Origin of the sequence: Pseudoflavonifractor sp. An187 (assembly GCF_002160275.1) — a bacterium.
Taxonomy (GTDB): Bacteria; Bacillota; Clostridia; order Oscillospirales; family Oscillospiraceae; genus Enterenecus; species Enterenecus faecium.
The window spans coordinates 1-22,177 of record NZ_NFKG01000038.1; the positions used below are offsets into that span (position 1 = coordinate 1).

The 22,177-nt window shown below is 60.8% G+C and carries 19 protein-coding genes; 14 read left to right on the forward strand and 5 right to left on the reverse strand.

What is annotated here, in order from left to right:
* Nucleotides 1–428: 428 nt before the first annotated feature.
* Nucleotides 429–1,181 (forward strand): peptidylprolyl isomerase, encoded by a 753-nt coding sequence (locus tag B5F22_RS10895; protein ID WP_087392566.1) that lies wholly within the window; start codon nt 429–431, stop codon nt 1,179–1,181.
* A gap of 1 nt (nt 1,182) precedes the next feature.
* On the forward strand, nt 1,183–1,629 hold the full coding sequence (locus B5F22_RS10900; RefSeq protein WP_087392567.1) for a nucleoside deaminase: 447 nt from the start codon (nt 1,183–1,185) through the stop codon (nt 1,627–1,629).
* Nucleotides 1,630–2,553: 924 nt separating this feature from the next.
* Here the strand turns inward: B5F22_RS10900 and B5F22_RS10905 are convergent.
* The 5 genes from B5F22_RS10905 to B5F22_RS10925 form a co-directional block, all read right to left on the reverse strand.
* Complete coding sequence (locus B5F22_RS10905) at nt 2,554–3,549, reverse strand: ABC transporter permease (RefSeq protein ID WP_087232348.1); 996 nt, start codon at nt 3,547–3,549, stop codon at nt 2,554–2,556.
* Nucleotides 3,542–4,651: an ABC transporter permease gene (locus B5F22_RS10910; protein WP_087392568.1), complete on the reverse strand. Its 1,110-nt coding sequence runs from the start codon at nt 4,649–4,651 to the stop codon at nt 3,542–3,544. Before B5F22_RS10910 ends, B5F22_RS10905 begins: the two co-directional genes overlap by 8 nt.
* Before the next feature lie 3 nt (nt 4,652–4,654).
* A complete protein-coding gene (locus tag B5F22_RS10915; RefSeq protein ID WP_087392569.1) occupies nt 4,655–6,235 on the reverse strand; it encodes an ABC transporter ATP-binding protein in 1,581 nt (526 codons plus the stop codon).
* 347 nt (nt 6,236–6,582) lie between these two features.
* Nucleotides 6,583–7,806: a BMP family ABC transporter substrate-binding protein gene (locus B5F22_RS10920; RefSeq protein WP_087392570.1), complete on the reverse strand. Its 1,224-nt coding sequence runs from the start codon at nt 7,804–7,806 to the stop codon at nt 6,583–6,585.
* A gap of 196 nt (nt 7,807–8,002) precedes the next feature.
* Nucleotides 8,003–8,575 carry a xanthine phosphoribosyltransferase gene (locus tag B5F22_RS10925; RefSeq protein WP_087392571.1) on the reverse strand — a complete coding sequence of 191 codons (573 nt, stop codon included), beginning with the start codon at nt 8,573–8,575 and terminating at the stop codon, nt 8,003–8,005.
* Nucleotides 8,576–8,817: 242 nt separating this feature from the next.
* On the opposite strand from B5F22_RS10925, the gene B5F22_RS10930 reads away from it, so the two are divergent.
* The 12 genes from B5F22_RS10930 (at nt 8,818) to aspS (ending at nt 21,977) form a co-directional block, all read left to right on the forward strand.
* Nucleotides 8,818–9,669: a YitT family protein gene (locus tag B5F22_RS10930; RefSeq protein ID WP_087392572.1), complete on the forward strand. Its 852-nt coding sequence runs from the start codon at nt 8,818–8,820 to the stop codon at nt 9,667–9,669.
* A gap of 113 nt (nt 9,670–9,782) precedes the next feature.
* Entirely contained in the window at nt 9,783–10,580 is a 798-nt protein-coding gene (locus tag B5F22_RS10935) for a ParB/RepB/Spo0J family partition protein (protein WP_087392573.1), read from the forward strand.
* A gap of 1,530 nt (nt 10,581–12,110) precedes the next feature.
* Nucleotides 12,111–12,869 carry an AAA family ATPase gene (locus B5F22_RS10940; RefSeq protein WP_087392574.1) on the forward strand — a complete coding sequence of 253 codons (759 nt, stop codon included), beginning with the start codon at nt 12,111–12,113 and terminating at the stop codon, nt 12,867–12,869.
* 48 nt (nt 12,870–12,917) lie between these two features.
* Complete coding sequence (locus B5F22_RS10945; protein ID WP_087392575.1) at nt 12,918–13,802, forward strand: ParB/RepB/Spo0J family partition protein; 885 nt, start codon at nt 12,918–12,920, stop codon at nt 13,800–13,802.
* Between the two features lie 697 nt (nt 13,803–14,499).
* Nucleotides 14,500–15,801, forward strand: a complete 1,302-nt coding sequence (gene serS, locus B5F22_RS10950) for a serine--tRNA ligase (protein WP_087392576.1) — start codon at nt 14,500–14,502, stop codon at nt 15,799–15,801.
* 23 nt (nt 15,802–15,824) lie between these two features.
* A complete protein-coding gene (gene mscL / locus B5F22_RS10955) occupies nt 15,825–16,208 on the forward strand; it encodes a large-conductance mechanosensitive channel protein MscL (protein WP_087392577.1) in 384 nt (127 codons plus the stop codon).
* Nucleotides 16,208–16,534, forward strand: a complete 327-nt coding sequence (locus B5F22_RS10960; RefSeq protein WP_087232316.1) for a hypothetical protein — start codon at nt 16,208–16,210, stop codon at nt 16,532–16,534. The genes mscL and B5F22_RS10960 overlap by 1 nt, the downstream gene beginning before the upstream one ends.
* A gap of 12 nt (nt 16,535–16,546) precedes the next feature.
* A complete protein-coding gene (rsmG, locus tag B5F22_RS10965) occupies nt 16,547–17,257 on the forward strand; it encodes a 16S rRNA (guanine(527)-N(7))-methyltransferase RsmG (protein WP_087392578.1) in 711 nt (236 codons plus the stop codon).
* Between the two features lie 149 nt (nt 17,258–17,406).
* A complete protein-coding gene (locus B5F22_RS10970; RefSeq protein WP_087232310.1) occupies nt 17,407–18,141 on the forward strand; it encodes an AAA family ATPase in 735 nt (244 codons plus the stop codon).
* A gap of 26 nt (nt 18,142–18,167) precedes the next feature.
* Nucleotides 18,168–18,581 carry a methylglyoxal synthase gene (locus B5F22_RS10975; protein WP_087232307.1) on the forward strand — a complete coding sequence of 138 codons (414 nt, stop codon included), beginning with the start codon at nt 18,168–18,170 and terminating at the stop codon, nt 18,579–18,581.
* Nucleotides 18,582–18,783: 202 nt separating this feature from the next.
* Nucleotides 18,784–20,154, forward strand: coding sequence for a histidine--tRNA ligase (hisS, locus tag B5F22_RS10980; RefSeq protein ID WP_087392579.1), 1,371 nt, complete (start codon nt 18,784–18,786; stop codon nt 20,152–20,154).
* Nucleotides 20,155–20,198: 44 nt separating this feature from the next.
* Nucleotides 20,199–21,977, forward strand: coding sequence for an aspartate--tRNA ligase (gene aspS, locus B5F22_RS10985; RefSeq protein WP_087392580.1), 1,779 nt, complete (start codon nt 20,199–20,201; stop codon nt 21,975–21,977).
* Nucleotides 21,978–22,177 lie beyond the last annotated feature (200 nt).

The following is a 22,177-nucleotide window of genomic DNA, read 5'->3' on the forward strand; positions in this document are numbered from 1 at the left end:
TGACCCTACCAGACTAAGGGCCGAACCGAGAACGATGCACCTTCCACCCAGTACCGCGGGGTGGATTCCACAAGGCGGGGGAAGGCCCCGCCTTTGGTGGGTCTTTGGTGACTTTCTGCCCACTCAGAAAGTCACCCTGCGGAGCAAACCCTGGCTGGCAAGCCTGAGACTGTGAGGTGAAACGGTCAATCCCTCCGTCTCGTCGGTGCGGACTGTGTATCCCTCGCCTCGCCCCTGAGAGGCGGGACAAGTCTCGCTCACGCCGTCGCACCTCCTCTCCCCACCAAACCCGCTTGCGCTGGGCTTTGGCGGGGGCCCCATCACGCCGGGCCACCTCCCTTTGCACAAGGGAGGCGTTAAGCCCTTCCCTTTCCCCCATTTTTGGTGTACACTGTGGACAGTCTTACACAAGAAAGGAACCTACCATCATGTCGAAGAAAAAGAACAAGAAATCCAATCCCCACTCCGCCCCTCAGCCCAAGGCCAAGCCCACCCAGCCCGCCAAGAAGTCCAATCCCCTGGTGTGGGGCATCGGCGCCATTGTGGTGGTGGCCATTCTCATCATCGCCGCTGTGGTGCTGACCCAGAAGCCCTCCACCACCTCCGGGGCCCAGAACTCTGCCAATCCCACCGCCACCACCAGCGCCGACACCTACACCCCGCCCGCTCTGGAGGAGGACGTGACCTACACCGCCCGCATCGACGTGAAGGACTACGGCACCATCACCGTGGAGCTGGACCAGTCCGCCGCCCCCATCACCTGCGCCAACTTCGTGGAGCTGGCCAACAGCGGCTTCTATAACGGCCTGACCTTCCACCGCATCATGGACGGCTTTATGATTCAGGGCGGCGACCCCGAGGGCAACGGCACCGGCGGCTCCGAGCATGAGATCGTGGGCGAGTTCTCCTCCAACGGCTGGGACAACCCCCTGTCCCATAAGCGGGGCACCATCTCCATGGCCCGCTCCAGCGACCCCAACTCCGCCAGCTCCCAGTTCTTCATCGTCCATGAGGACTCCACCTTCCTGGACCCCGACTATGCCGCTTTCGGTACCGTCACCGAGGGTATGGACGTGGTGGACGCCATCTGTAAGGACGCCCAGCCCACCGACGGCAACGGCACCATTGCCGCCGAGGACCAGCCCGTCATCAACTCGGTGACCATCCTCACCAACAAGTAACATGACCCACGAGGAATACATGCAGGAGGCCCTGAAGGAGGCCCGTGCCTGCATCCCCCAGGGAGACGTGCCCGTGGGCTGCGTCATCGTCTCCCCGGACGGCGAGATTATCGGCCGGGGCCGCAACCGCCGGGAGGCGGACGGCCTGGCCACCGCCCACGCCGAGGTGGAGGCCATCAACATGGCCTGTGCCGCTGTGGGCTCCTGGCGGCTCACCGGGTGCACCCTGTACGTCACCCTGGAGCCCTGCCCCATGTGCGCCGGGGCCATCATCAACGCCCGCATCGCCTGTGTGCGCTACGGGGCCCGTGAGGACAAATCCGGGTGCTGCGGGTCGGTGCTCAACCTCTTCGAGGAGCGGTTCAACCACCACCCCCGCATCTACGGCGGCCTGTTGGAAGAGGCCTGCCGGGGGATTTTGGAGGAGTTTTTTTCCACTCTCCGGTGACTTTACAAAGTCTTTGCATCATTTAATACTTTTGTAACAATTGTGCACAAACTTTTGTAATGACTCTTGCGTATCATAACACTTGCAAGAGATATCCTTTCTTTTTCATTCTATCCTCCATCCTTCTAAAAAACCCCGGAGCTTTGCAAGCGGCTCCGGGGCTTTTATTGTTTTCTCTTCCAGAGGGCTGGTTCTTCTCCGATTTGTCTGGAGATGTCCACCGGCCTGGGTGGGGACGCTCCGCTGGGTGGCTTTTTCCTGATATCATTGCTTTGCACTTACCATTCCATTTTGCTCCGCAGGGTGACTTTCTGATGGGCAGAAAGTCACCAAAGACCCACCAAAGGGAGATCCCTTTGGAAACCCCATGTTTTTATTTAGTTTTACCGGGTCGTGGCCCAAGTCGGCCCCGGGCCTGGAGGGGCGGATTGGATGGCCTGGCACATCTCTGGGCGGTATCTACTCCGCTGATAGCTTCCACTCCTTCCACCAGGGCCTCAAATCTGGTGGGTGGCGGCCTCGCCCGGCCGCTGTCGGCCGGGATGCACCACAGGTAGGGCCGAAAACAGGAGAAGTGCACACCATTCCAGCAGTAACAGAGCCAAAAAGAGCCTCTTTCTCTCCTGGTATGGTAACCGCCCTTCGGCCCGGACTAAGAGGCAACCGCTGACAGCCTAGAAAAGCGGGGTAGATTCCACAAGGAGGGGGAAGGCCCCTCCTTTGGCGATTCTTTCGTCTATTTCTCATCGCTGAGAAATAGACCCCAGCGGAGCGTCCCCACCTGCACTGGCAAGTGCGAAACAATGATATTGGAGAAGATCCATCCCTCAGTCTACCTGGCGCAAACTGCTATCGGAACAGATGGGACCCTTGAAGGTAGAAAACTTCCACACCCTTCGGAAAAGGTGTGGAAGTTTTTCGTTTTTATCGTTCTTCTCTAAAGTAGTTCAGGCCCAGGGCCGCAGGCTGTCCGCTGTTCTTGCTCTTCTTCACCGAGGTGGCAATGAGCACCAGAGCGGTGATGAGAAAGGGCAAGGCCTGGTACAGCTGAGAGGGCACCCCGGCCAGCCAGCCCAGGGGGCCGGGGAAGGCCATGGCCAGAGAGGGGCCGGACACCCGCAGGGTGTTGAAGAAGCCGAACACCACGGTGCCCACCATGGCGAAGGCGGGGCTCCAGTTGGCGAAGATGACCAGGGCCACGGCGATCCAGCCATAGCCGTTGATCCAGCAGCTGGAGGACAGAGAGCCGTTCATGTTCAGGCCCATGTAGTAGCCGCCAATGCCCATGATGCCGGAGCCCAGCATAATGTGCAGGTACTTATAGCGGCGGACGTTGATGCCCACAGAGTCGGCAGCGGCGGGGTTTTCACCCACGGCCCGCAGCCTCAGCCCGGTGCGGGTGTACTTCAAATACCACCACATCACCAGGGCGATGACCACACCCAGGTACACCAGGACGTTGTGGTCAAAGAGCACCTCGCCCAGCACCGGGATGTTGGACAGCCCCGGAATGGGCAGGTCGGCAAAGCCGTTTTGGATGTTGGAGTAGTTGTTCATGGCGGGCCAGCTCACCGCCTTCACGCCGTTGCCCACGAAGAAGAACACGCCCAGGCCGAAGGTGGTGATGGTCAGACCGGTGATGTTCTGGTTGGCCTGGAAGGTGACGGTGAGCACGGCGAAGATGAGGCCGCACAGGGCGGCGGTGAGGAAGGCCACCAGCACGCCCACCACCATGGAGTTGGCGTAGCAGCCCAGGATATAGCCGAAGATGGCGCCCACGGCCATGGTGCCCTCCACGCCCAGGTTCAGGCTGCCCGACTTCTCAATGGTGATCTCTCCCACGGTGCCGTAGAGCAGGGGGATGTTGTACACAATGATGTTGTGGAGGAATGTGGTGACAATGTTCAGCTTATCATCCATGGCGCTCCACCTCCTTTTTGGCGATGACCACACGGAAGCGTGTGAAGAAGTCCGCCGCCAGCACCAGGAACAGAATGACGCCCTGGAGCATGTCGGCAAAGCTGGAATCCACCGAGGCAAAGGTGGCGGCAGCGGCGGTGGAGCCGTATTGCAGCACGCCGATGAGGGCGGACACCAGGAAGATGCCCACGGTGCTCAGTTTGGCCAGCCAGGCCACAATGATACCGGTCCAGCCCACATCGTCGGTGATGGAGGCGGACAGAATGCCGGCGGTGCCCACCTTGAAGGCGGCGGCCAGGCCGATGAGGCAGGCGGAGAGGAACACGGTGCGCAGCACAATGGTGCTCACCTTCATGCCTGCATACCGGGCAGTGCCCATGGAGTCGCCCACCACGGCGATCTCATAGCCCTGCTTGGTGCGCTTGAGGTAGACGTACACCAGCACGCCGAGAGCCAGCGTAATGAGCACGCAGATGTTCAGCCCGAACTTGCCCAGCATAATCCGGGGGAAGGACACCATGGAGGTGAAGCTGGCAAAGGTGGGACGGGCGGACTCTGCGCTCAAAAAGAAGTTCCAATCCGCCTTGGTCTCCCCCAGGAAGGTGAGGAAGTACAGGGCGATGTAGTTGAGCATCAGGGTGAGCAGGGTCTCGTTGGTGCCGAACTTCACCTTCAGCGCGGCCACAAACAGGCCCAGCAGTCCGGCGGCCAGCATGGCGGCCAGACACATCAGCAGCAGCACCACCGGAGTGGGCAGCACGGGCCCGGCGGTAAAGGCCACCGCAGCGGCGGCAATGGCGCCCACAATGAACTGGCCCTCGCCGCCGATGTTCCAAAAGCGCATCTTAAAGGCCAGAGACAGGCCTAAGGCGGTGAGAATCAGAGGCACCAGGATTTTCAGGTAGTTTTCCGCCGCCTTATAGGCGATCTTGTTGCCCACCATACCCATGGTGAACATTTTGAAGTAGTATTCCAGGGGGTTGACGCCCATGGCCAGCAGCACCAGGCCGCCCAGCACCAGGGCCAACGCCACCGCTCCCACAATGAGGAGGATTTTTTTGAGCAGCGGGCAGTCCTCCCGCTTGACGATGTGCACACGCATGGCTTACTTCTCCTCCCCTTCCTCTTGGAATAAGCTGTCGGCGGCGTAGCCGGCGGGCTTGTCCTCGTACTTGTGGGTCAAATCCAGGCTGCCCGTCATCATCAGGCCCAGCTCCTCCTTGGTGGTCTTGTGGGCGTGGACCACGCCCATGACCTTGCCGTGACACAGCACCAGGATTTTGTCGCACAGGGCCATCATCACGTCCAAATCCTCGCCCACGAAGAGGATGCCCACGCCGCTCTTCTTCTGCTCATTGAGGATGTTGTAGATGGCATAGGAGGAGTGGATGTCCAGGCCACGCACCGGGTAGGCGGTGACGATGACGTTGGGGCCCGCCTTGATCTCTCGGCCCAGCAGCACCTTCTGCACGTTGCCGCCGGAGAGCCGACGCACCGGGGTCTCGGTGGAGGGGGTCACCACACCCAGCTCCTCAATCACCCGCTGGGCGTCCTCCCTCCCCGCCTTCCGGTCCACAAAGGGGCCTTTGGCGTCGTTGTAGTTCTTCAAGATCATGTTGTCCGTGATGGACATGGAGGGGGCCAGGCCCATGCCCAGACGGTCCTCGGGGATGAAGGACATGGAGATGCCCTTGGCCAGAATCTCCTTGGGGCTCAGGCCCACGATGTTCTCGCCCTTGTGAATCATCTTGCCCGCCTGGATGGGGCGCAATCCGGCGATGGCCTCACACAGCTCCTTCTGGCCGCATCCGGCGATGCCCGCCACCCCCAGCATCTCGCCGCCGCGGATGTAGAAGCTGACGTTGTCGATGGCCACGTTGCCCTCGTCGCTGCGGATGGTCAGGTCCCGAATCTCCAGCAGCGGCTTGAGCTTCTCCATCTTGGGCCGCTCAATGTTCAGGTCGATCTTGTGGCCCACCATCCACTCGGTGAGCTCCTGCTCGTTGGTCTCCTGGGTGTCCACGGTGGTGATATACTCGCCCTTGCGCAGGATGGCCACCCGGTCGGAGATGTCCATCACCTCGTTTAATTTGTGGGTGATGATGATGATGGAGTGGCCCTCGTCCCGCATGCGGCGGAGCACCCCGAAGAGCTTTTCAATCTCCTGGACGGTGAGCACGGCGGTGGGCTCGTCCAGAATGATGACCTTGGCCCCGTAGTAGAGCACCTTGATGATCTCCAGGGTCTGCTTCTCGGACACCGCCATGTTGCACACCTGCTTGCGGGGGTCCAGGTCGAAGCCGAACTTTTTGGCCATCTCCTCAATCTTGCGGTAGCGGTCTTTTTTCAGCACAAAGCCCGCCTCCTGGGCCCCCATCCAGATGTTATCGGCGGCGGAGAACACATCCACCAGCTTGAAGTGCTGGTGGACCATGCCGATGCCCAGCCGCTTGGCGTCCTGGGGGGAGGAAATGGTGACCGGCTGGCCGTCCACCAGAATGGTGCCGCTGTCGGGGGTATAGATGCCGGACAGCATGTTCATCAAGGTGGTCTTGCCGGAACCGTTCTCTCCCAACAGGGAGAGAATCTCTCCTTTTCGGAGATTCAGGTTGACGTTGTGGTTGGCCACCACCGGACCAAAGGTCTTGGTGATGCCACGAAGTTCCACGGCATAGGGTTCAGCCATGAAATCTGCCTCCTTCTCTTTTGAATGAAGAACGAAGAATGAATCATGAAGAATGCAGGCCCTCAAGCCTCTGCGTATCTTCTTGGACTGCTGGCGTGGTAGGGGCCGTGGCTTGCCCGGCCCGCTGTCTCCTGGGCATTGCCCTGGGAGATTCGGGAGGGGCAAGCCCCTCCCCTACGCCCAAACATCAAAATCCGTGCCGCCATGCGGCACACCATACTTCTTCACTATTCACTATTCATTATTCACTAACTTGTTTTTCCCCCGAAAAACAAGCATCCGGGCCGGCCGTTTTTCCCGGCCGGCCCGGATGAGTTCAGGGCTGGATTCAATTTGAGGGCCGGGCCTTAGCCCACCTGCACGCCCTCCACAAAGTAGTTCATGGTACCGGTGATGACGGAGTCCTCCACGCTCTTGCCGCCAGCGGGCACGATCTCCTTGCCGTCGTTGGTCTTCAGAGCGGAGTCGGTCTGGGTGATGGTGACGGAGCCGTCGTCATTCTTGGTGTAGGACAGCTTCACGCCGGAGAACACGTCCCACTCGCCAGTGGCCAGCAGCTCGATGATGGCGTCCAGGTAAGCCTGGGTGTCGGGGGCGCAGTTGTCGCTGAGCTCGGACACGCCCACCAGGCCCTTGACCAGGCCCTCATAGTAGGCGGGGCCGCCCATGGCGGTGACGAAGTTCTCCGCGCCGCCGCAGGTCATGGCGGTGTCGATGGCCTGCTTGTAGTACACGTCCCAGTTCCACACAGCGGCGGTGAGGTGGGCCTTGGGGGCGTCCACGGTCATGTCAGAGTTGTAGCCGCAGCCGAACACGCCGGCCTTCTCCGCGGCGATCTGGGGCTGAGCGGAGTCACAGTGCTGGGCGATGACGCCGCAGTCATAGCTGTTGATGAGCTCCTCAGCAAAGGCGTACTCGTTCTGCTCGTCGGTCCAAGCGCCCAGCTCCTTGACGTACACGGTGGCGTCGGGGTTCACGGACTGCACGCCCAGGGCGAAGCCGTTGATGCCGGAGCAGGTCTCGGCGTATTCCGTACCAAAGGCGGAGACGTAGCCCACATGATTGTTGCCGGTCTCCAGGCTCTTCAAACCAGCGGCCACGCCAGTGAGGTAGCGGGCCTGGTAGATGCGGCCGAAGTAGTTGTTGAAGTTGGTCTCGTTGGACAGGTAGCCGGTGGCGTGGGAGAAGATCACCTCGGGGTACTCCTCGGCCTTGGCGTTCATGGCGTTGAGGTAGTTGAAGGAGATACCAAAGATGATATCACAGCCCTCACCCACCAGGGTGTCCACAGCGGCGGCCACCTTGTCGTCCTCCTCAGGCACCTCGTCCACGATGACCAGCTGGCTGTCAGGGTCCAGGCCCAGCTCGTCCATGGCGGTGGTGATGCCCTTGTGGTGGGCGTAGGTGTAACCGGCGGTGTCGGTCTTCTTGTTGATATAGATGGCGCCGACCTTAAAGTCGCTGTCGGCAGTGCCGGAGTTGGAGCTCTTGGGGTCGCTGTTTCCGCCGCAGGCGGCCAGGCTCAGCGCCATGACGCCAGCCATCACCAGGGCAAGGATACGCTTTTTCATACGTTTCGTTCCTCCTTCAAATATCCCTTATCTGATTCCTACTATTATTTCAAAAAAAGGTGGTTCCTTTTCTGAAATCGTGGTTTCTCCGCCAAAGTGCGTAGGGGAGGGGCTTGCCCCTCCCGCAGGTATCCAGGCAGCAGCGGGCCGGGCAAGCCACGGCCCCTACCACCGTATACCACCCAATGGCGGTCTTTTAATCACAAAACGTGATGCCTTTGGAGCTCATGGCCTTGATGCGGGCCAGAGACTCCACCCGCACCCCCATGGAGCGGATGAGATCGCCGCCGGGCTGGAAGGCCTTCTCCACCGCAATGCCAGCTCCCACCAGGGTGGCGCCGGAATCCCGCACCAGCTTGATGAGGCCCTGGAGGGCCGCGCCGTTGGCCAAAAAGTCGTCGATGAGGAGCACCCGGTCCCCGGGGCCCAGGAACTTCTTGGACACGATGATATCATACACCCGGCCATGGGTGAAGGACTCCACCTGGGCGGCGTACACCTCCCCGGCGATGTTCTTGGTTTTATTCTTCTTGGCAAAGAGCACGGGAACGCCAAACTGCTGGGCCACCACACAGGCAATGCCAATGCCGGAGGCCTCGATGGTGAGGATTTTCGTCACGTGGTCGTCGGCAAACAGCCGTGCCCACTCCTTGCCCATCTCCGCAAAGAGTCCCACGTCCATCTGGTGGTTGAGGAAGCTGTCCACCTTTAATACGTCTTCGCCCTCCATGACCCCGTCTTCCAGAATGCGCTGTTCCAACCGTTTCACCGCTCTTCGCTCCTCTCTCTTCTCTTGTCAATTTCCCGGGATTTCACCCCGGAACAAACATAAGATACCTGATATTTTAACAAAAAAACTTCCGCTGTTCCATTCTATTTTTTGCACATATCTTGCTTGTTGTCAAGTGTTATTTCTGGTACAATATTTACACTTTAGAAGGGTAATCAACAAATTGTAGAAAAGGTCCCAAATTCGCCCAATGATATGAGAGAGAAAGGGGTACGAAGCCGATGAAAGTGAAACAATTCCTGACCGAATATGCCCTGCTCACCCTGGGCACCGCCCTGGTGGCCATGGGCACCTACTTCTTCAAGTTTCCCAATCACTTTTCCACCGGAGGCGTGACGGGCATCGCCGTCATTCTCTCCTCCATCTTCCCCTCCATCAGCTCCTCCCTGTTCGCCTCGGTGATCAACGTGGCCTTCCTCCTGCTGGGCTTCGGGGTGCTCAACCGGGGCTTCGGCGTGCGCACCGTGTACTGCTCCCTCCTCTTCTCCGGCATGCTCACCGGGCTGGAGTGGCTGGTGCCTCTGTCCGGCCCCCTCACTGACGAGAAGCTGCTGGAGCTGTTCTTCGGCGTCATCCTCCCCGCCCTGGGCTCCGCCATCCTCTTCAACACCCAGGGCTCCACCGGCGGCACCGATATCCTGGCCATGATACTGAAAAAATTTACCAGCTTGGACATCGGCATGGCTCTTCTCTATGTGGACGTATTGATTGCCGGGTCCACCCTCATTTTGATTGACATTGAGACAGGCCTCTTCTCTCTGCTGGGCCTGGTATTGAAGTCCGTGTTGGTGGACTCGGTGATTGAGTCTCTCAACCGGAAGAAGAGCTTTATTCTGGTGACCTCCTGTCCGGAGGAGGTGTGCGACTTCATCACCCACACCCTCCACCGCTCCGCCACCTTCTGGAAGGGCGAGGGCGCCTACTCCCATCAGGACAAGTGGGTGGTGCTCACCGCCCTGTCCCGGGCCCAGGCGGTGGCGCTGCGCCGCCATCTGAAGGCCATCGACCCCCACGCCTTCATGCTCATCACCAACTCCAGCGAGATCTTCGGCAAGGGCTTCCTCCGCGCCTGACCTTCACAAGTGCCATTTCCCATCCCAGACTCCGACAGAATTTTTCCACAGCTTCGTGCTACAATGTGGAAAAATACAGGGAAACCTGCGTTTCCCCAGGAGGCAGATGAGGAATGGCACTTTTTTTAAAGGACAAACGGCAGGTGCTCAACCTGCCCGTGGATCACATCCACCCCAACCCCAACCAGCCCCGGAGCATCTTCTCCCAGGCGGAGCTGCAAGAGCTGTCCGACTCCATCGTCCAGCTGGGCATCTTACAGCCCCTGTCGGTGCGAAAGGTGGGGGGCGAGTGGGAGCTCATCTCCGGGGAGCGGCGGCTGCGGGCGGCCCAGATGGCGGGGATGACCATGGTGCCCTGCCTGGTGGTGCAGACGGATGAGGAGACCTCCTCCCTGCTGGCCCTGGTGGAGAACATCCAGCGGCGCAACCTGGACGTGTGGGAAGAGGCCATCGCCCTGCGCCGCCTCATCACCCTCCACCACATGTCTCAGGACGAGGTGGCTCGGCGGGTGGGCAAGAGCCAGTCGGCGGTGGCCAACAAGCTGCGGCTACTCAAGCTGCCCCCCGACGTCATCGACATACTCCGCCAGGCCCAGCTCACCGAGCGACACGCCCGGGCGCTGCTGCGGCTGGACAATGGAGACGACCAGCGCAAGGCCGCCCAGTACATCGTCCGCAACAACCTCACGGTGGCCCAGTCCGAGGCGTACATCTCCAAGCTGTGCCAGGACACCAAAACCAAGCAGCCCCCCTCCCCTATTTTGCGCATCAAGGATGTGCGGTTATTCTTCAACACCCTGCGCCGCTCGGTGAACCTCATGGAGGCGGCGGGGCTGCACACCCAGTGCACCAAGGAGGAAGTAGAGGATGGGGTGAAGGTGACCATTCACATTCAGAAACCTGCGGAATAAGAGGACACGCCGTCCCGGCTCGGGGCGGCGTGTCCTTTTTATATATAAATGAATAATGATAAATGAAGAATGAAAAATTGCGGTGTGCCGCAGGCGGCACGGATTTCATGAAAGGCACAGACTGGAGGCTTCTGCCATGCCCAATGGCTCCCCTGTGTAAGGGGAGCTGTCTGCCAAGCAGACTGAGGGGTTGTCCCTCTAACCGCCCAAGTCTCAGGCTTGCCAGCCTGGTGGGGACGCTTCCCGCTGGGGGTTCCTTTTGCTCGGTCAAAAGGAACCAAAACCCGCTTAGGGCGTTCCCCCCTAAGGACCTCCCTGGGGTACTGGTTGGAACGTGCGCCTTCCTCTCTCCGGCCCTGGACCGTTCAGGTCACATAGATGGCGTAGACATTCTGTGGGTGGTGCCTGCTTCTCTGTAGGATGGTACTTCTACCGCCAGGGCCTTACTCTGGTGAGCCGCTGTTCCCAGCGGTCGGGGGCCTGGCAGCGCAATTCTGGTGGGCTGGGCGCAAAAAGGCCCTGAACATCGCCAAATTTCTTGGGTTGATGGGCGTAGGGGAGGGGCTTGCCCCTCCCGAATCCCCCAGGGCAATGCCAGGAAACCAACGGGCCGGGCAAGCCACGGCCCCTACCACAGCAACACAGGAAGTGCGGCAAACACTCCCGGCGGCAGTCATCCGAAGCCGGACTTCCGGCGGCGGGAACGCCGCTATGCCAAGGTAGGCCCTGGCAATCGAAGAATGCACTATCAGAGGAGTCAACACAACCCGTAGAACGGCAAGCCATCTATGTGACCCCACTAGGACCAGGGCCGAAACCAGGAGGACGCAGGTGCATCCAGTACCGCGGGGTGGATTCCACAAGGCGGGGGAAGGCCCCGCCTTTGGTGGGTCTTTGGTGACTTTCTGCCCAGTCAGAAAGTTACCCTGCGGAGCTTACCCAGGCTGGCAAGCCTGTATTTGGAAAAATAGAACAACAGACTACCTCAGTCCCTCGACTGAGATAGTCCAATTTGTTTCACGTGAAACACCTAAGCAACACAGGAAGTGCGGCAAACACTCCCGGCGGCAGTCATCCGAAGCCGGACTTCCGGCGGCGGGAACGCCGCTTCTCCAGGGTAAGGCCCTGGCAATCGAAGAATGCACCATCAGAGAAGTCGATACAACCCGTAGAACGGCAATCCATCTATGTGACCCCACCCGGACCAGGGCCGAAACCAGGAGGACGCAGGTGCATTCCGTACCGCGGGGTGGATTCCACAAGGCGGGGGAAGGCCCCGCCTTTGGTGGGTCTTTGGTGACTTTCTGCCCAGTCAGAAAGTTACCCCAGCGGAGCGTCCCCGGCTGGCAAGCCTGTATTTGGAAAAATAGAACAACAGACTACCTCAGTCCCTCGACTGAGATAGTCCAATTTGTTTCACGTGAAACACCTATTTTTTCTTACACTGTGGTGGTTGAAAAAATCCTCACAAAACGGTATAATCAAACTCAGTTCTGTTTATCCTTTGAATGAAAAAAGGCGGGTTGTGTTATGTCAAAAACCATTGCCATTGTTAACCAAAAAGGCGGTGTTGGAAAGACCACCACCTGTGTCAATCTGGCCGCGGCTCTGGGTCAACAGGGCCACAAGGTGCTGGTGTGCGACTTCGACCCCCAGGGCAACGCCACCTCCGGGTTCGGTGTGGACAAGTCCCACTCCCCCAGCGTGTACGACGTGCTGCTGGGCAACGCCCCCATGTCCAAGGCCATTGTGTCCACCACCTGGGCGGACGTGGTGCCCTCCAACAAGGCCCTGTCCGGCGCCACCGTGGAGCTCATCGGCATGGACCGTCGGGAGTATCGGCTGAAGGACGCCCTGGAGGAAGTGAAGGACAACTACGACTATATCTTCATCGACTGCCCCCCTTCCCTGGAGCTGCTCACCCTGGACTCCCTGTGCGCCGCCGACACCCTGCTGGTGCCCGTCCAGTGCGAGTACTACGCCCTGGAAGGTCTCAGCGATCTGATGTACACCGTGCGTCTGGCCAAGCGGTCCCTGAACCCCAACCTGGATTTGGAGGGCGTGGTGCTCACCATGTACGACGGGCGCACCAACCTGTCCATGCAGGTGGCGGAGGAGGTCAAGCGGTACTTCCCCGGCAAGGTGTACGCCAGTGTCATCCCCCGCAATGTGCGCCTGTCCGAGGCCCCCAGCCACGGCAAGCCGGTGCTGGCCTACGACAAGTGGTCCCGAGGCGCCGAAGCCTATGAGGCCCTGGCGGAGGAGTTTCACAACAAGAACAACCCCTGATGTTTCACGTGAAACATCCCACTGAAATAGAAAGGAAGGGATAGCCACATGGCAAAAGTCAAAGGCGGCTTAGGCCGGGGCCTGGGCGCCCTCATGGGGGACGCCGCCCTCCAGACCCAAGAGGCGGGCTCGGTACAACTGCCCATCTCCCAGGTGGAGCCGGGGCTGAACCAGCCCCGGAAGCGGTTTGACGAGGAGTCCCTGGCCGACCTGGCGGACTCCATCCGGGAGCACGGCATCATCCAGCCCCTCACCGTCCGCCGTCTCTCCACCGGATACTATCAGATCATCGCCGGGGAACGCCGGTGGCGGGCCGCCAAGCAGGCGGGCCTGGCCGAGGTGCCGGTGGTCATCATCGAGGCCGACGACCGCAAGGTGATGGAGCTGGGCCTCATTGAGAACCTCCAGCGGGAGGACCTGAACCCCATGGAAGAAGCGGAGGGGTATCTGGTGCTGCTCACCGACTACGGCCTGACCCAGGAGGAGGTGGCCCGGCGGATGGGCAAGTCCCGCCCCGCCATTGCCAACGCCCTGCGTCTCACCTCCCTCCCCCCTGCGGTCCGGGAACAGCTGGCCCAGGGCATCCTGTCCGCCGGACATGGCCGGGCGGTGCTCATGGTGGAGGGCGAGCAGGCCCAGACCGCCTTTGGCGCCTGGATTGCCGAACAGGGGCTGTCGGTGCGTCAGGCGGAGGCCGCCGCCAAGCACTTCACCCTGGAGCCCAAGGTGAAGAAGGAGAAGCCCATCAACGAGAACCAGATGTATATCGACCAGGCCCAGCAGCAGCTGGCCAGCCATCTGGGCCGCAAGGTGAAGATTACCAGCGGCAAGAAGAAGGGCCGCCTGGAGCTGGAGTTCTACAATGTGGACGATCTGAATAACCTGCTGGAGCAGCTCCAGCAGCTGCCGCATATGGAGCATACCCAGGAGTAATATCAGCAAGGCAAAGCCCTGCACTCTTTCTTAGCTCCGCAGGGTCGGAGAAATGAACGATTTTCATTTTCCTGCATGAGGCTTGCCAGCCTGGCGGGACGCTCCCCGCTGGGGGTTCCTTTTGCTCGGTCAAAAGGAACCAAAACCCGCTTAGGGCGTTCCCCCCTAAGGACCTCCCTGGGGTACCAAGCTGGACCTGCATCAAGTCTAGATTCGGCCCGTCCCCCTTGCTGTAGCGCCTAGCCGTGCCACCACACCAGGCTGCTCTGGGCAGCTGGCCCTACAGCCTGGTGGTTTCCACCTCCGGGCCTACCTTGGAGCAGCGGCGTTCCCGCCACCGGAAGCCTGGCCCCCGTTAGCTGGAAACAGCGGCTCACCAGAGTAAGGCCCTGGCAATCGAAGAACAACCACACAGAGGAGTAGGCACGTTCGGTAGAAGTTCCACGCCATCTATGTGACCTCTCCAGGCCCAGGGCCGAAACAAGGAGGACGCAGGCACATCCAGTACCGCGGGGTGGATTCCACAAGGCGGGGGAAGGCCCCGCCTTTGGTGGGTCTTTGGTGACTTTCTGCCCAATCAGAAAGTCACCCCAGCGGAGCGTCCCCACCGGGGGCGCTGGTCTGCGCCTGAGAAATGGTCGAAGGTCAAGCCTTCCATTATTCCATAAATACACCTGACAAAGGAGAAAAAGAGACCATGTTAGACATCAAGTTTATCCGGGAAAACCCCGAGGTTGTCAAAGAGAACATCAAGAAGAAGTTCCAGGACGCCAAGCTGCCCCTGGTGGACCAGGTCATCGAGCTGGACCGCCAGAACCGGGACGCCATGACCGAGGCCAACAACCTGCGGGCCTCCCGCAACTCCCTGTCCAAGCAGATTGGCATGCTCATGGGCCAGGCCAAGAAGGACCCCTCCAAGCTGGAGGAGGCCGAGGCCGTCAAGGCTCAGGTAAAGGCCAACGCCGACCGCCTGGCCGAGCTGGAGGAGCTGGAGGGCAAGCTGGCGGTGGAGATTCGCTCCATCCTGCTGAAGATCCCCAACATCATCGACCCCTCCGTGCCCATCGGCGAGAGCGATGAGTTCAACGTGGAGGTGGAGCGGTTCGGCGAGCCCGCCACCCCCGACTTCGAGGTGCCCTACCACACCGCCATTATGGAGTCCTTTGACGGCATCGACCTGGACTCCGCTGGCCGTGTGTCCGGCAACGGCTTCTATTACCTCATGGGCGACATTGCCCGCCTGCACTCCGCTGTGCTGGCCTACGCCCGGGACTTCATGATTAACAAGGGCTTTACCTACTGCGTGCCCCCCTTCATGATCCACGGCAACGTGGTGGAGGGCGTCATGAGCCAGACCGAGATGGACGCCATGATGTACAAGATTGAGGGCGAGGACCTGTACCTCATCGGCACCAGCGAGCACTCCATGATCGGCAAGTTCATCGACCAGATCATCCCCGAGGCCTCCCTGCCCTACACCCTCACCTCCTACTCCCCCTGCTTCCGCAAGGAGAAGGGCGCCCACGGCATTGAGGAGCGCGGCGTGTACCGCATCCACCAGTTCGAGAAGCAGGAGATGGTGGTGGTGTGCAGCCCTGAGGAGTCCATGGAGTGGTACGAGAAGATGTGGCGCTACTCCGTGGAGCTGTTCCGCTCCCTGGACATTCCCGTCCGTCAGCTGGAGTGCTGCTCCGGCGACCTGGCCGACCTGAAGGTGAAGTCCTGCGACATTGAGGCCTGGTCCCCCCGTCAGCAGAAGTACTTCGAGGTGTGCTCCTGCTCCAACCTGGGCGACGCTCAGGCCCGCCGCCTGAAGATGCGGGTCAAGGGCGAGAACGGCATGTACCTGCCCCACACCCTGAACAACACCGTGGTGGCTCCTCCCCGGATGCTCATCGCCTTCCTGGAGAACAACCTCCAGGCCGACGGCTCCGTCACCATCCCCGAGCCTCTGCGCCCCTACATGGGCGGCACCGCCGTGCTCACCCCCAAGCACTGAGATACAATACGAGGTAACTACAGATGAAAGCCTTTATTCGGGAATTCAAGACCTTCTTGAACCGGGGCAACGTGCTGGACCTGGCGGTGGGCGTCATCATCGGCGGCGCCTTCAAGTCCATCACCGACTCCCTCACCAACGACATTCTCATGCCCCTGCTGGGGCTGCTGGTCAATCGGGTGTCCTTCTCCGATCTGACCCTCACCCTGGGCTCCGCCACCATCGCCTACGGCAGCTTTATTGAGGCGGTGCTCAACTTCATCATCATGGCCTTCGCCGTGTTCTGCATCGTCAAGGCCTTCAACCGCCTCCACCGGAAAAAGGAGGAGGCAGCCCCCGCTCCCAAGCCCTCCAAGGAGGAGCTGCTGCTGGCCGAGATCCGCGATCTGCTGAAGGAGGGCAAGTAATGGAGGAGCAAGAACCCAGCTACACCCCCGCCTCCTTTGAAAAGCGGGTGGCGGCCTGGATTGGCATTGGGTACATGCTCATGCTCATTGCCCTCATCACCTACACCATCGCCACCGCCCGCACCCTCCCCGGCACCGCCCCCCTGCTGGTGGTGCCCGTGGGAATTGGCGTGCCCTTCATCGCCGTCCACCGCCAGCGCCAGGGTACCGCCCCCGGCGGCCTGGTGGGTACCATTCTCATCTGTGTAGTGTGCCTGGTGGCGGTGGTGCTGGGGCTTTGGCTGGGCGTGCCCGCCCTCATCGCCAACGTCACCACACCCCTGTAAAGGAGCGCGCCCATGGAATCTCTCATTTCCACCGGCCTTGCCCAGCTGGACCTCCCCGCCTACCCGGCGGATGCGGCGGCCAAGCTGGCAAAGTATGGTAATTTACTCATGGAACAAAATCAGGTGATGAACCTCACCGCCATCACCCAGCCCTTTGACGTGGCCACCCTGCACATGCTGGACTGTGCGCCCCTTTTAAACTGCGGGCGTCTGGAGCATGCCAAGCTCATCGACGTGGGCACTGGGGCGGGCTTCCCCGGCATGGTGCTGAAAACCCTCTGCCCCACCCTGTCCCTCACCCTGCTGGACGGGCTGCAAAAGCGCCTTTCCTGGCTTCAGACGGTGGCGGAGGAGTTGGAGCTGGAGGGGGTCACCACCCTCCACGCCCGGGCCGAGGAGGCGGGGCAAGACCCCGACCTCCGGGAGCAGTTTGACTTTGCCACCGCCCGGGCGGTGGCGGACCTGGGGCTCCTGTGCGAGATGTGCCTGCCCTTTGTGAAGGTGGGGGGCCGTTTCCTGGCCATGAAGGGCCCGGAGTGCCAGGAGGAGCTGGACCGGGCGGCCCGTGCCATCCCCACCCTGGGCGGCGTGCTCAAGGGCTGCTACGACTACCGGATTCCCCACACGGACATCACCCACCGGGTGGTGGTGGTGGAGAAGGTGGCCCCCTGCCCCGCCAAGTATCCGAGGCGTTGGGCGAAGATGCAGAAAGCGCCCTTATAAATGAAGAACGAAAAATGAAGAATGAAGAATGCAGGACCTGGGGTGCGGCGCACCCCAGGAAGTTGCACTTTCATTCAATTTGTTTACAAAAAACTTGCGGTATGAGACAATTCATGATATGATTTTCTTGTTGTGGAGGAGGCTAAGGCATGGGAACATCGGTAATGGTCACATCTGGAAAGGGCGGAACGGGTAAAACCGCCCTCACTGCCGGCGTCGCCTCATGTCTGGCCGCCTTAGGCCGTCGGGTGCTGTGCATTGACGTGGACGTGGGTCTGCGCAATCTGGACATTGCCCTGGGCATGTCCGACCGGGCCGTGATGGACTTCTCCGACGTGATGGAGCATCGCTGTCCCCTGCTCACCGCAGCGGCAGAGCACCCCCAAATTCGAGGTCTCTTTCTCCTCACCGCCCCCCTGTCCCTCATCAATCTGGATTTGAAGGGCTTCCGGGACGTGATTGACGAGGCCCGGGACTACTACGACTTCATCTTTCTGGACTCTCCGGCAGGACTGGGGGACGGATTCCAGCTGGCCATGTACGCCGCGGACCGTGCCATTGTGGTCTCTGCCACCGAGCCCGCCGCCCTGCGGGATGCCCAGCGGGCGGTGACCAAGCTCATGGGCCAGATTGAGGACATCCATCTGGTGGTCAACCGGGTAGAGCCCCGCATGATCGGCAAGCTGCGCACCACCATTGACGTCGCCATGGACACCGCCGGACTGCCCCTGCTGGGCATGGTGCCGGAGGACCCCCAAGTTACCCTGGCGGCAGCTCAGAGTGTCCCTCTGGTGTTGAAGACCTACAAGGGCGCTGCACCAGCTTATCTCAATATTGCCAAACGCCTGCTTGGCCAGCGAGTGCCCCTGTTGCACATCCGCTGAGCCCCCACAAGAAAGGAAGGATTCCCATGAACATTGCTCTGATGAGTCACGACAACAAAAAGGAGCTGATGGTGCAGTTCTGCATCGCCTACTGCGGCATCCTCTCCAAACATACCGTGTGCGCCACCAGCCGCACCGGCCGCCTGGTGGCTGAGGCCACCGGACTGCCCGTCCAGCTGTTTATGGCCCATGCTCACGGCGGCGCCCAACAGATTGGCGCCCGCATCGCCTACAACGAAATTGACATGGTGCTGTTTTTCAATGACCCCAATGCGGAGGATCTGGACCAGGACCTGCACTATATCACCCGCCTGTGCGACCAGAACAATGTGCCCATTGCCACCAACGCCGCCACCGCCGAGATGCTCATCCACGGCCTGGCTCGGGGCGACCTGAACTGGCGTGAGCTGATCAAACCCTCTACCCCGCTCAAAGTGTAAACTCATGTTCGGAGGTGTTGCCTCGGCAACACCTCTTTCCTTTGCGAAACGTCTCCTTTTCCCGTGGTAGGGGAGGGGCTTGCCCCTCCCGTCCCTGGTTGCGCCTGATTGCGGGAGGGGCAAGCCCCTCCCCTACGGCATGCTATGGGACCCCAGGCAGGACACGTTCCCCCCTATTCTAGCTGTAAGGAGTCCGATTCACATGGCAAAACAAAAACCCCGCACCCTCTCTGGGTTTATGGAACTGCTCCCCCAGCGTCAGGTGCAGTTTGACCGCATGGTGGAGCTGCTGCGCCGCTCCTATTCCCTCTACGGCTTCACCCCCCTGGACACCCCCGTCATCGAGGCCAGCGAGGTGCTGCTGGCCAAGGCCGGCGGCGAGACCGAGAAGCAGATCTATCGCTTCCTGAAGGGCGACACCGACCTGTCCCTGCGCTTTGACCTCACCGTGCCCCTGGCCAAGTACGTGGCCCTCCACTATGGGGACCTGGCCTTCCCCTTCCGCCGCTTCCAGATCGGCAAGGTGTACCGGGGCGAGCGCGCCCAGCGGGGCCGCTTCCGTGAATTCTATCAGGCGGACATCGACATCATTGGCGACGGCAAGCTGGACATCGTCAACGAGGCGGAGATTCCCTCCATCATCTATCAGACCTTCACCTCTCTGGGTCTCAAGCGGTTCCAGATTCGGGTGAACAACCGGAAGATTTTGAACGGCTTCTATGCCATGCTGGGCCTCACCGAGAAGTCCGGGGACATCATGCGCACCGTGGACAAGCTGGAGAAGATCGGCCCTGAAAAGGTGGCCGCCCTCCTCACCGGCGAGGACATCGGCATCACCGCTGAGCAGGCCGACGAGATTCTAAAGTTCATCGCCATCCAGGGCGACAACGACCAGGTGCTCACCGCTCTGGAGGGCTACCGGGGCCGCCACGAGCTGTTCGACCAGGGCCTGGACGAGCTCACCTGCGTGGTGAAGTACCTCTCCGCCTTCGGCGTGCCTCAGACCCACTTTGCCGTGGATCTGACCATTGCCCGTGGCCTGGACTACTACACCGGCACCGTGTACGAGACCACCATGCTGGACCACCCGGAGATCGGCTCCATCTGCTCCGGCGGCCGCTACGACAACCTGGCCGAGTACTACACCGACAAGCAGCTGCCCGGCGTGGGCATCTCCATCGGCCTCACCCGCCTGTTCTTTGTCCTGGAGGACCAGGGCTACCTCAACGAGGAGATGGTCACCGCTCCCGCCGACGTGCTCATCCTGCCCATGACCGAGGACCTGGCCCCCGCCATCTCCTTTGCCACCCAGCTGCGCCAAGCCGGTGTGCGGGCCCAGCTGTACACCGAGCAGAAGAAGTTCAAGCAGAAGATGACCTACGCCGACAAGATCGGCGTACCCTATGTGGCCTTCCTGGGGGACGACGAGATCTCCCAGAATGCCGTGTCCGTCAAGGACATGACCACCGGCCAGCAGGAGACCCTGAGCGTGGACCAGGCGGTGGACACCATTGCCAACGACCTGGCCGAACGGGTGGCTGGCATTGACCCCATCCAGGAACCTGAGCACTAATTGTAATATTTTATATCTATTATACATTTTGGAGTTGATTTCACATGGTTCAATCCCGTACCCACACCTGTGGGGAACTGCGCATGGAGCAGGTCGGCCAGACCGTCACCCTGGCTGGCTTCCTAGAAAACGTCCGTGAGGTGGGCCAGAATCTGGCCTTTGTGGTGCTGCGTGACTTCTACGGCACCACCCAGGTGGTCATCGAGACCGCCGAGATGATGGCCATCGTCAAGGACCTGAACAAGGAGTCCACCCTCCAGGTCACCGGCGTTGTCCGGGAGCGCGACAGCAAGAACTCCAAGCTGCCCACCGGCGACATTGAGGTGGTGCCCTCCGCCATCACTGTGCTGGGCCGCTGCCGCCACAACGAGCTGCCCTTCCCGATTAGCCGCAGCCGGGAGGCGGACGAGACCCAGCGTCTGAAGTACCGCTATCTGGACCTGCGCAACCCTGAGGTGAAGAACAACATCATCCTGCGCTGCAACGTGGTGTCCGCCCTGCGTCAGGCCATGACCGCTGAGGGCTTCATGGAGATCACCACCCCCATTTTGACCGCCTCCTCCCCCGAGGGCGCCCGGGACTACCTGGTGCCCAGCCGTAAGCACCCCGGCAAGTTCTACGCGCTGCCCCAGGCTCCCCAGCAGTTCAAGCAGCTGCTGATGGCCTCCGGCTTTGACCGCTATTTCCAGATTGCCCCCTGCTTCCGGGACGAGGACGCCCGTGGCGACCGCTCCCCCGGCGAGTTCTATCAGCTGGATATGGAGATGGCCTTTGCGGGCCAAGAGGACGTATTCGCCGTTCTGGAGCGTGTGCTCCCCCCCATCTTCGCCAAGTACGGCACCTACAACGTGGCCTCTCAGGCCCCCTTCACCCGCATCCCCTTCCTGGAGGCCATGGACAAGTACGGCTCCGACAAGCCCGACCTGCGCATTGACCTGACCCTCACCGACGCCACCGACGTGCTGTCCGGCTGCGGCTTCGGTCCCTTCGAGGGCAACACCGTCAAGGCCATTGTGGTCACCGACTTTGTGGGCACCCGCAAGCAGATTGACGGCCTGTGCAACCAGGTGGAGGTGCAGTCCGGCGAGAAGGCCTATTGGTTCCGCTACGATGAAAAGGGTGAGATCGTGGGCGGCATCGCCAAGTTTGTCCAGCCCATCCGTGAGCAGGTGGTGGAGGCTCTGGGCCTCACCCCCGGCTGCTTTGTGGGCCTGACTGCCGGAAAGCTGCTCACCGCCCAGAAGACCGCTGGCGTGCTCCGTTCCAAGCTGGGCAACTTCTGCCCCAACCACATGGACCGTGAGCGCTACGAGTTCTGCTGGATTGTGGACTTCCCCATGTACGAGATCGGCGAGGAGTCCGGGCTGCTGGAGTTCTGCCACAACCCCTTCTCCATGCCCAACGGCGGCCTGGAGATTCTGAAGAAGGCCGCTGCCGGCGAGGTGGACCCCCTGACCATCACCGCCTACCAGTACGACCTGGTGTGCAACGGCGTGGAGCTGTCCTCCGGCGCTGTGCGGAACCACGACCCCGAGATCATGCTGGAGGCCTTCCAGCTGGTGCGTCTGGGCGAGGACGACGTGAAGAGCAAGTTCCCCGCCATGTACAACGCCTTCACCTACGGCGCTCCCCCCCACGCAGGCATCGCCCCCGGTGTGGACCGCATGGTGATGCTGCTGGCCGGTGAGGACTCCATCCGGGAAATCATCCCCTTCCCCATGAACAAGAACGCCCAGGACCTGATGATGGGCGCCCCCTCCTTCGTGGACCCCAAGCAGCTGGACGAGCTGAACATCGCCTGCGTCAAGCAGGAAGAAGAATAAAAACCTTTGGCCGGAGAAAAGCAGGTGCTTTTCTCCGGCCAATTTGTTTTTACGAATCAAGAGAAATTGATCGTCTAACCGCCCAGGTTCCGGCTTGCCAGCCTGGTGGGGACGCTTCCCGCTGGGGGTTTCTTTTGAGCGGGCAAAAGAAACCAAAACCCGCTTAGGGCGTTCCCCCCTAAGGACCTCCCTGGGGTACG

Bases quoted from the DNA above. Each gene is read 5' to 3' on its own strand.
- B5F22_RS10895 (WP_087392566.1), top strand. From the start codon at position 429: ATGTCGAAGAAAAAGAACAAGAAATCCAATCCCCACTCCGCCCCTCAG.
- B5F22_RS10900 (WP_087392567.1), top strand. From the start codon at position 1,183: ATGACCCACGAGGAATACATGCAGGAGGCCCTGAAGGAGGCCCGTGCC.
- B5F22_RS10905 (WP_087232348.1), bottom strand. From the start codon at position 3,549: ATGGATGATAAGCTGAACATTGTCACCACATTCCTCCACAACATCATT.
- B5F22_RS10910 (WP_087392568.1), bottom strand. From the start codon at position 4,651: ATGCGTGTGCACATCGTCAAGCGGGAGGACTGCCCGCTGCTCAAAAAA.
- B5F22_RS10915 (WP_087392569.1), bottom strand. From the start codon at position 6,235: ATGGCTGAACCCTATGCCGTGGAACTTCGTGGCATCACCAAGACCTTT.
- B5F22_RS10920 (WP_087392570.1), bottom strand. From the start codon at position 7,806: ATGAAAAAGCGTATCCTTGCCCTGGTGATGGCTGGCGTCATGGCGCTG.
- B5F22_RS10930 (WP_087392572.1), top strand. From the start codon at position 8,818: ATGAAAGTGAAACAATTCCTGACCGAATATGCCCTGCTCACCCTGGGC.
- B5F22_RS10935 (WP_087392573.1), top strand. From the start codon at position 9,783: ATGGCACTTTTTTTAAAGGACAAACGGCAGGTGCTCAACCTGCCCGTG.
- B5F22_RS10940 (WP_087392574.1), top strand. From the start codon at position 12,111: ATGTCAAAAACCATTGCCATTGTTAACCAAAAAGGCGGTGTTGGAAAG.
- B5F22_RS10945 (WP_087392575.1), top strand. From the start codon at position 12,918: ATGGCAAAAGTCAAAGGCGGCTTAGGCCGGGGCCTGGGCGCCCTCATG.
- serS (WP_087392576.1), top strand. From the start codon at position 14,500: ATGTTAGACATCAAGTTTATCCGGGAAAACCCCGAGGTTGTCAAAGAG.
- mscL (WP_087392577.1), top strand. From the start codon at position 15,825: ATGAAAGCCTTTATTCGGGAATTCAAGACCTTCTTGAACCGGGGCAAC.
- B5F22_RS10960 (WP_087232316.1), top strand. From the start codon at position 16,208: ATGGAGGAGCAAGAACCCAGCTACACCCCCGCCTCCTTTGAAAAGCGG.
- rsmG (WP_087392578.1), top strand. From the start codon at position 16,547: ATGGAATCTCTCATTTCCACCGGCCTTGCCCAGCTGGACCTCCCCGCC.
- B5F22_RS10970 (WP_087232310.1), top strand. From the start codon at position 17,407: ATGGGAACATCGGTAATGGTCACATCTGGAAAGGGCGGAACGGGTAAA.
- B5F22_RS10975 (WP_087232307.1), top strand. From the start codon at position 18,168: ATGAACATTGCTCTGATGAGTCACGACAACAAAAAGGAGCTGATGGTG.
- hisS (WP_087392579.1), top strand. From the start codon at position 18,784: ATGGCAAAACAAAAACCCCGCACCCTCTCTGGGTTTATGGAACTGCTC.
- aspS (WP_087392580.1), top strand. From the start codon at position 20,199: ATGGTTCAATCCCGTACCCACACCTGTGGGGAACTGCGCATGGAGCAG.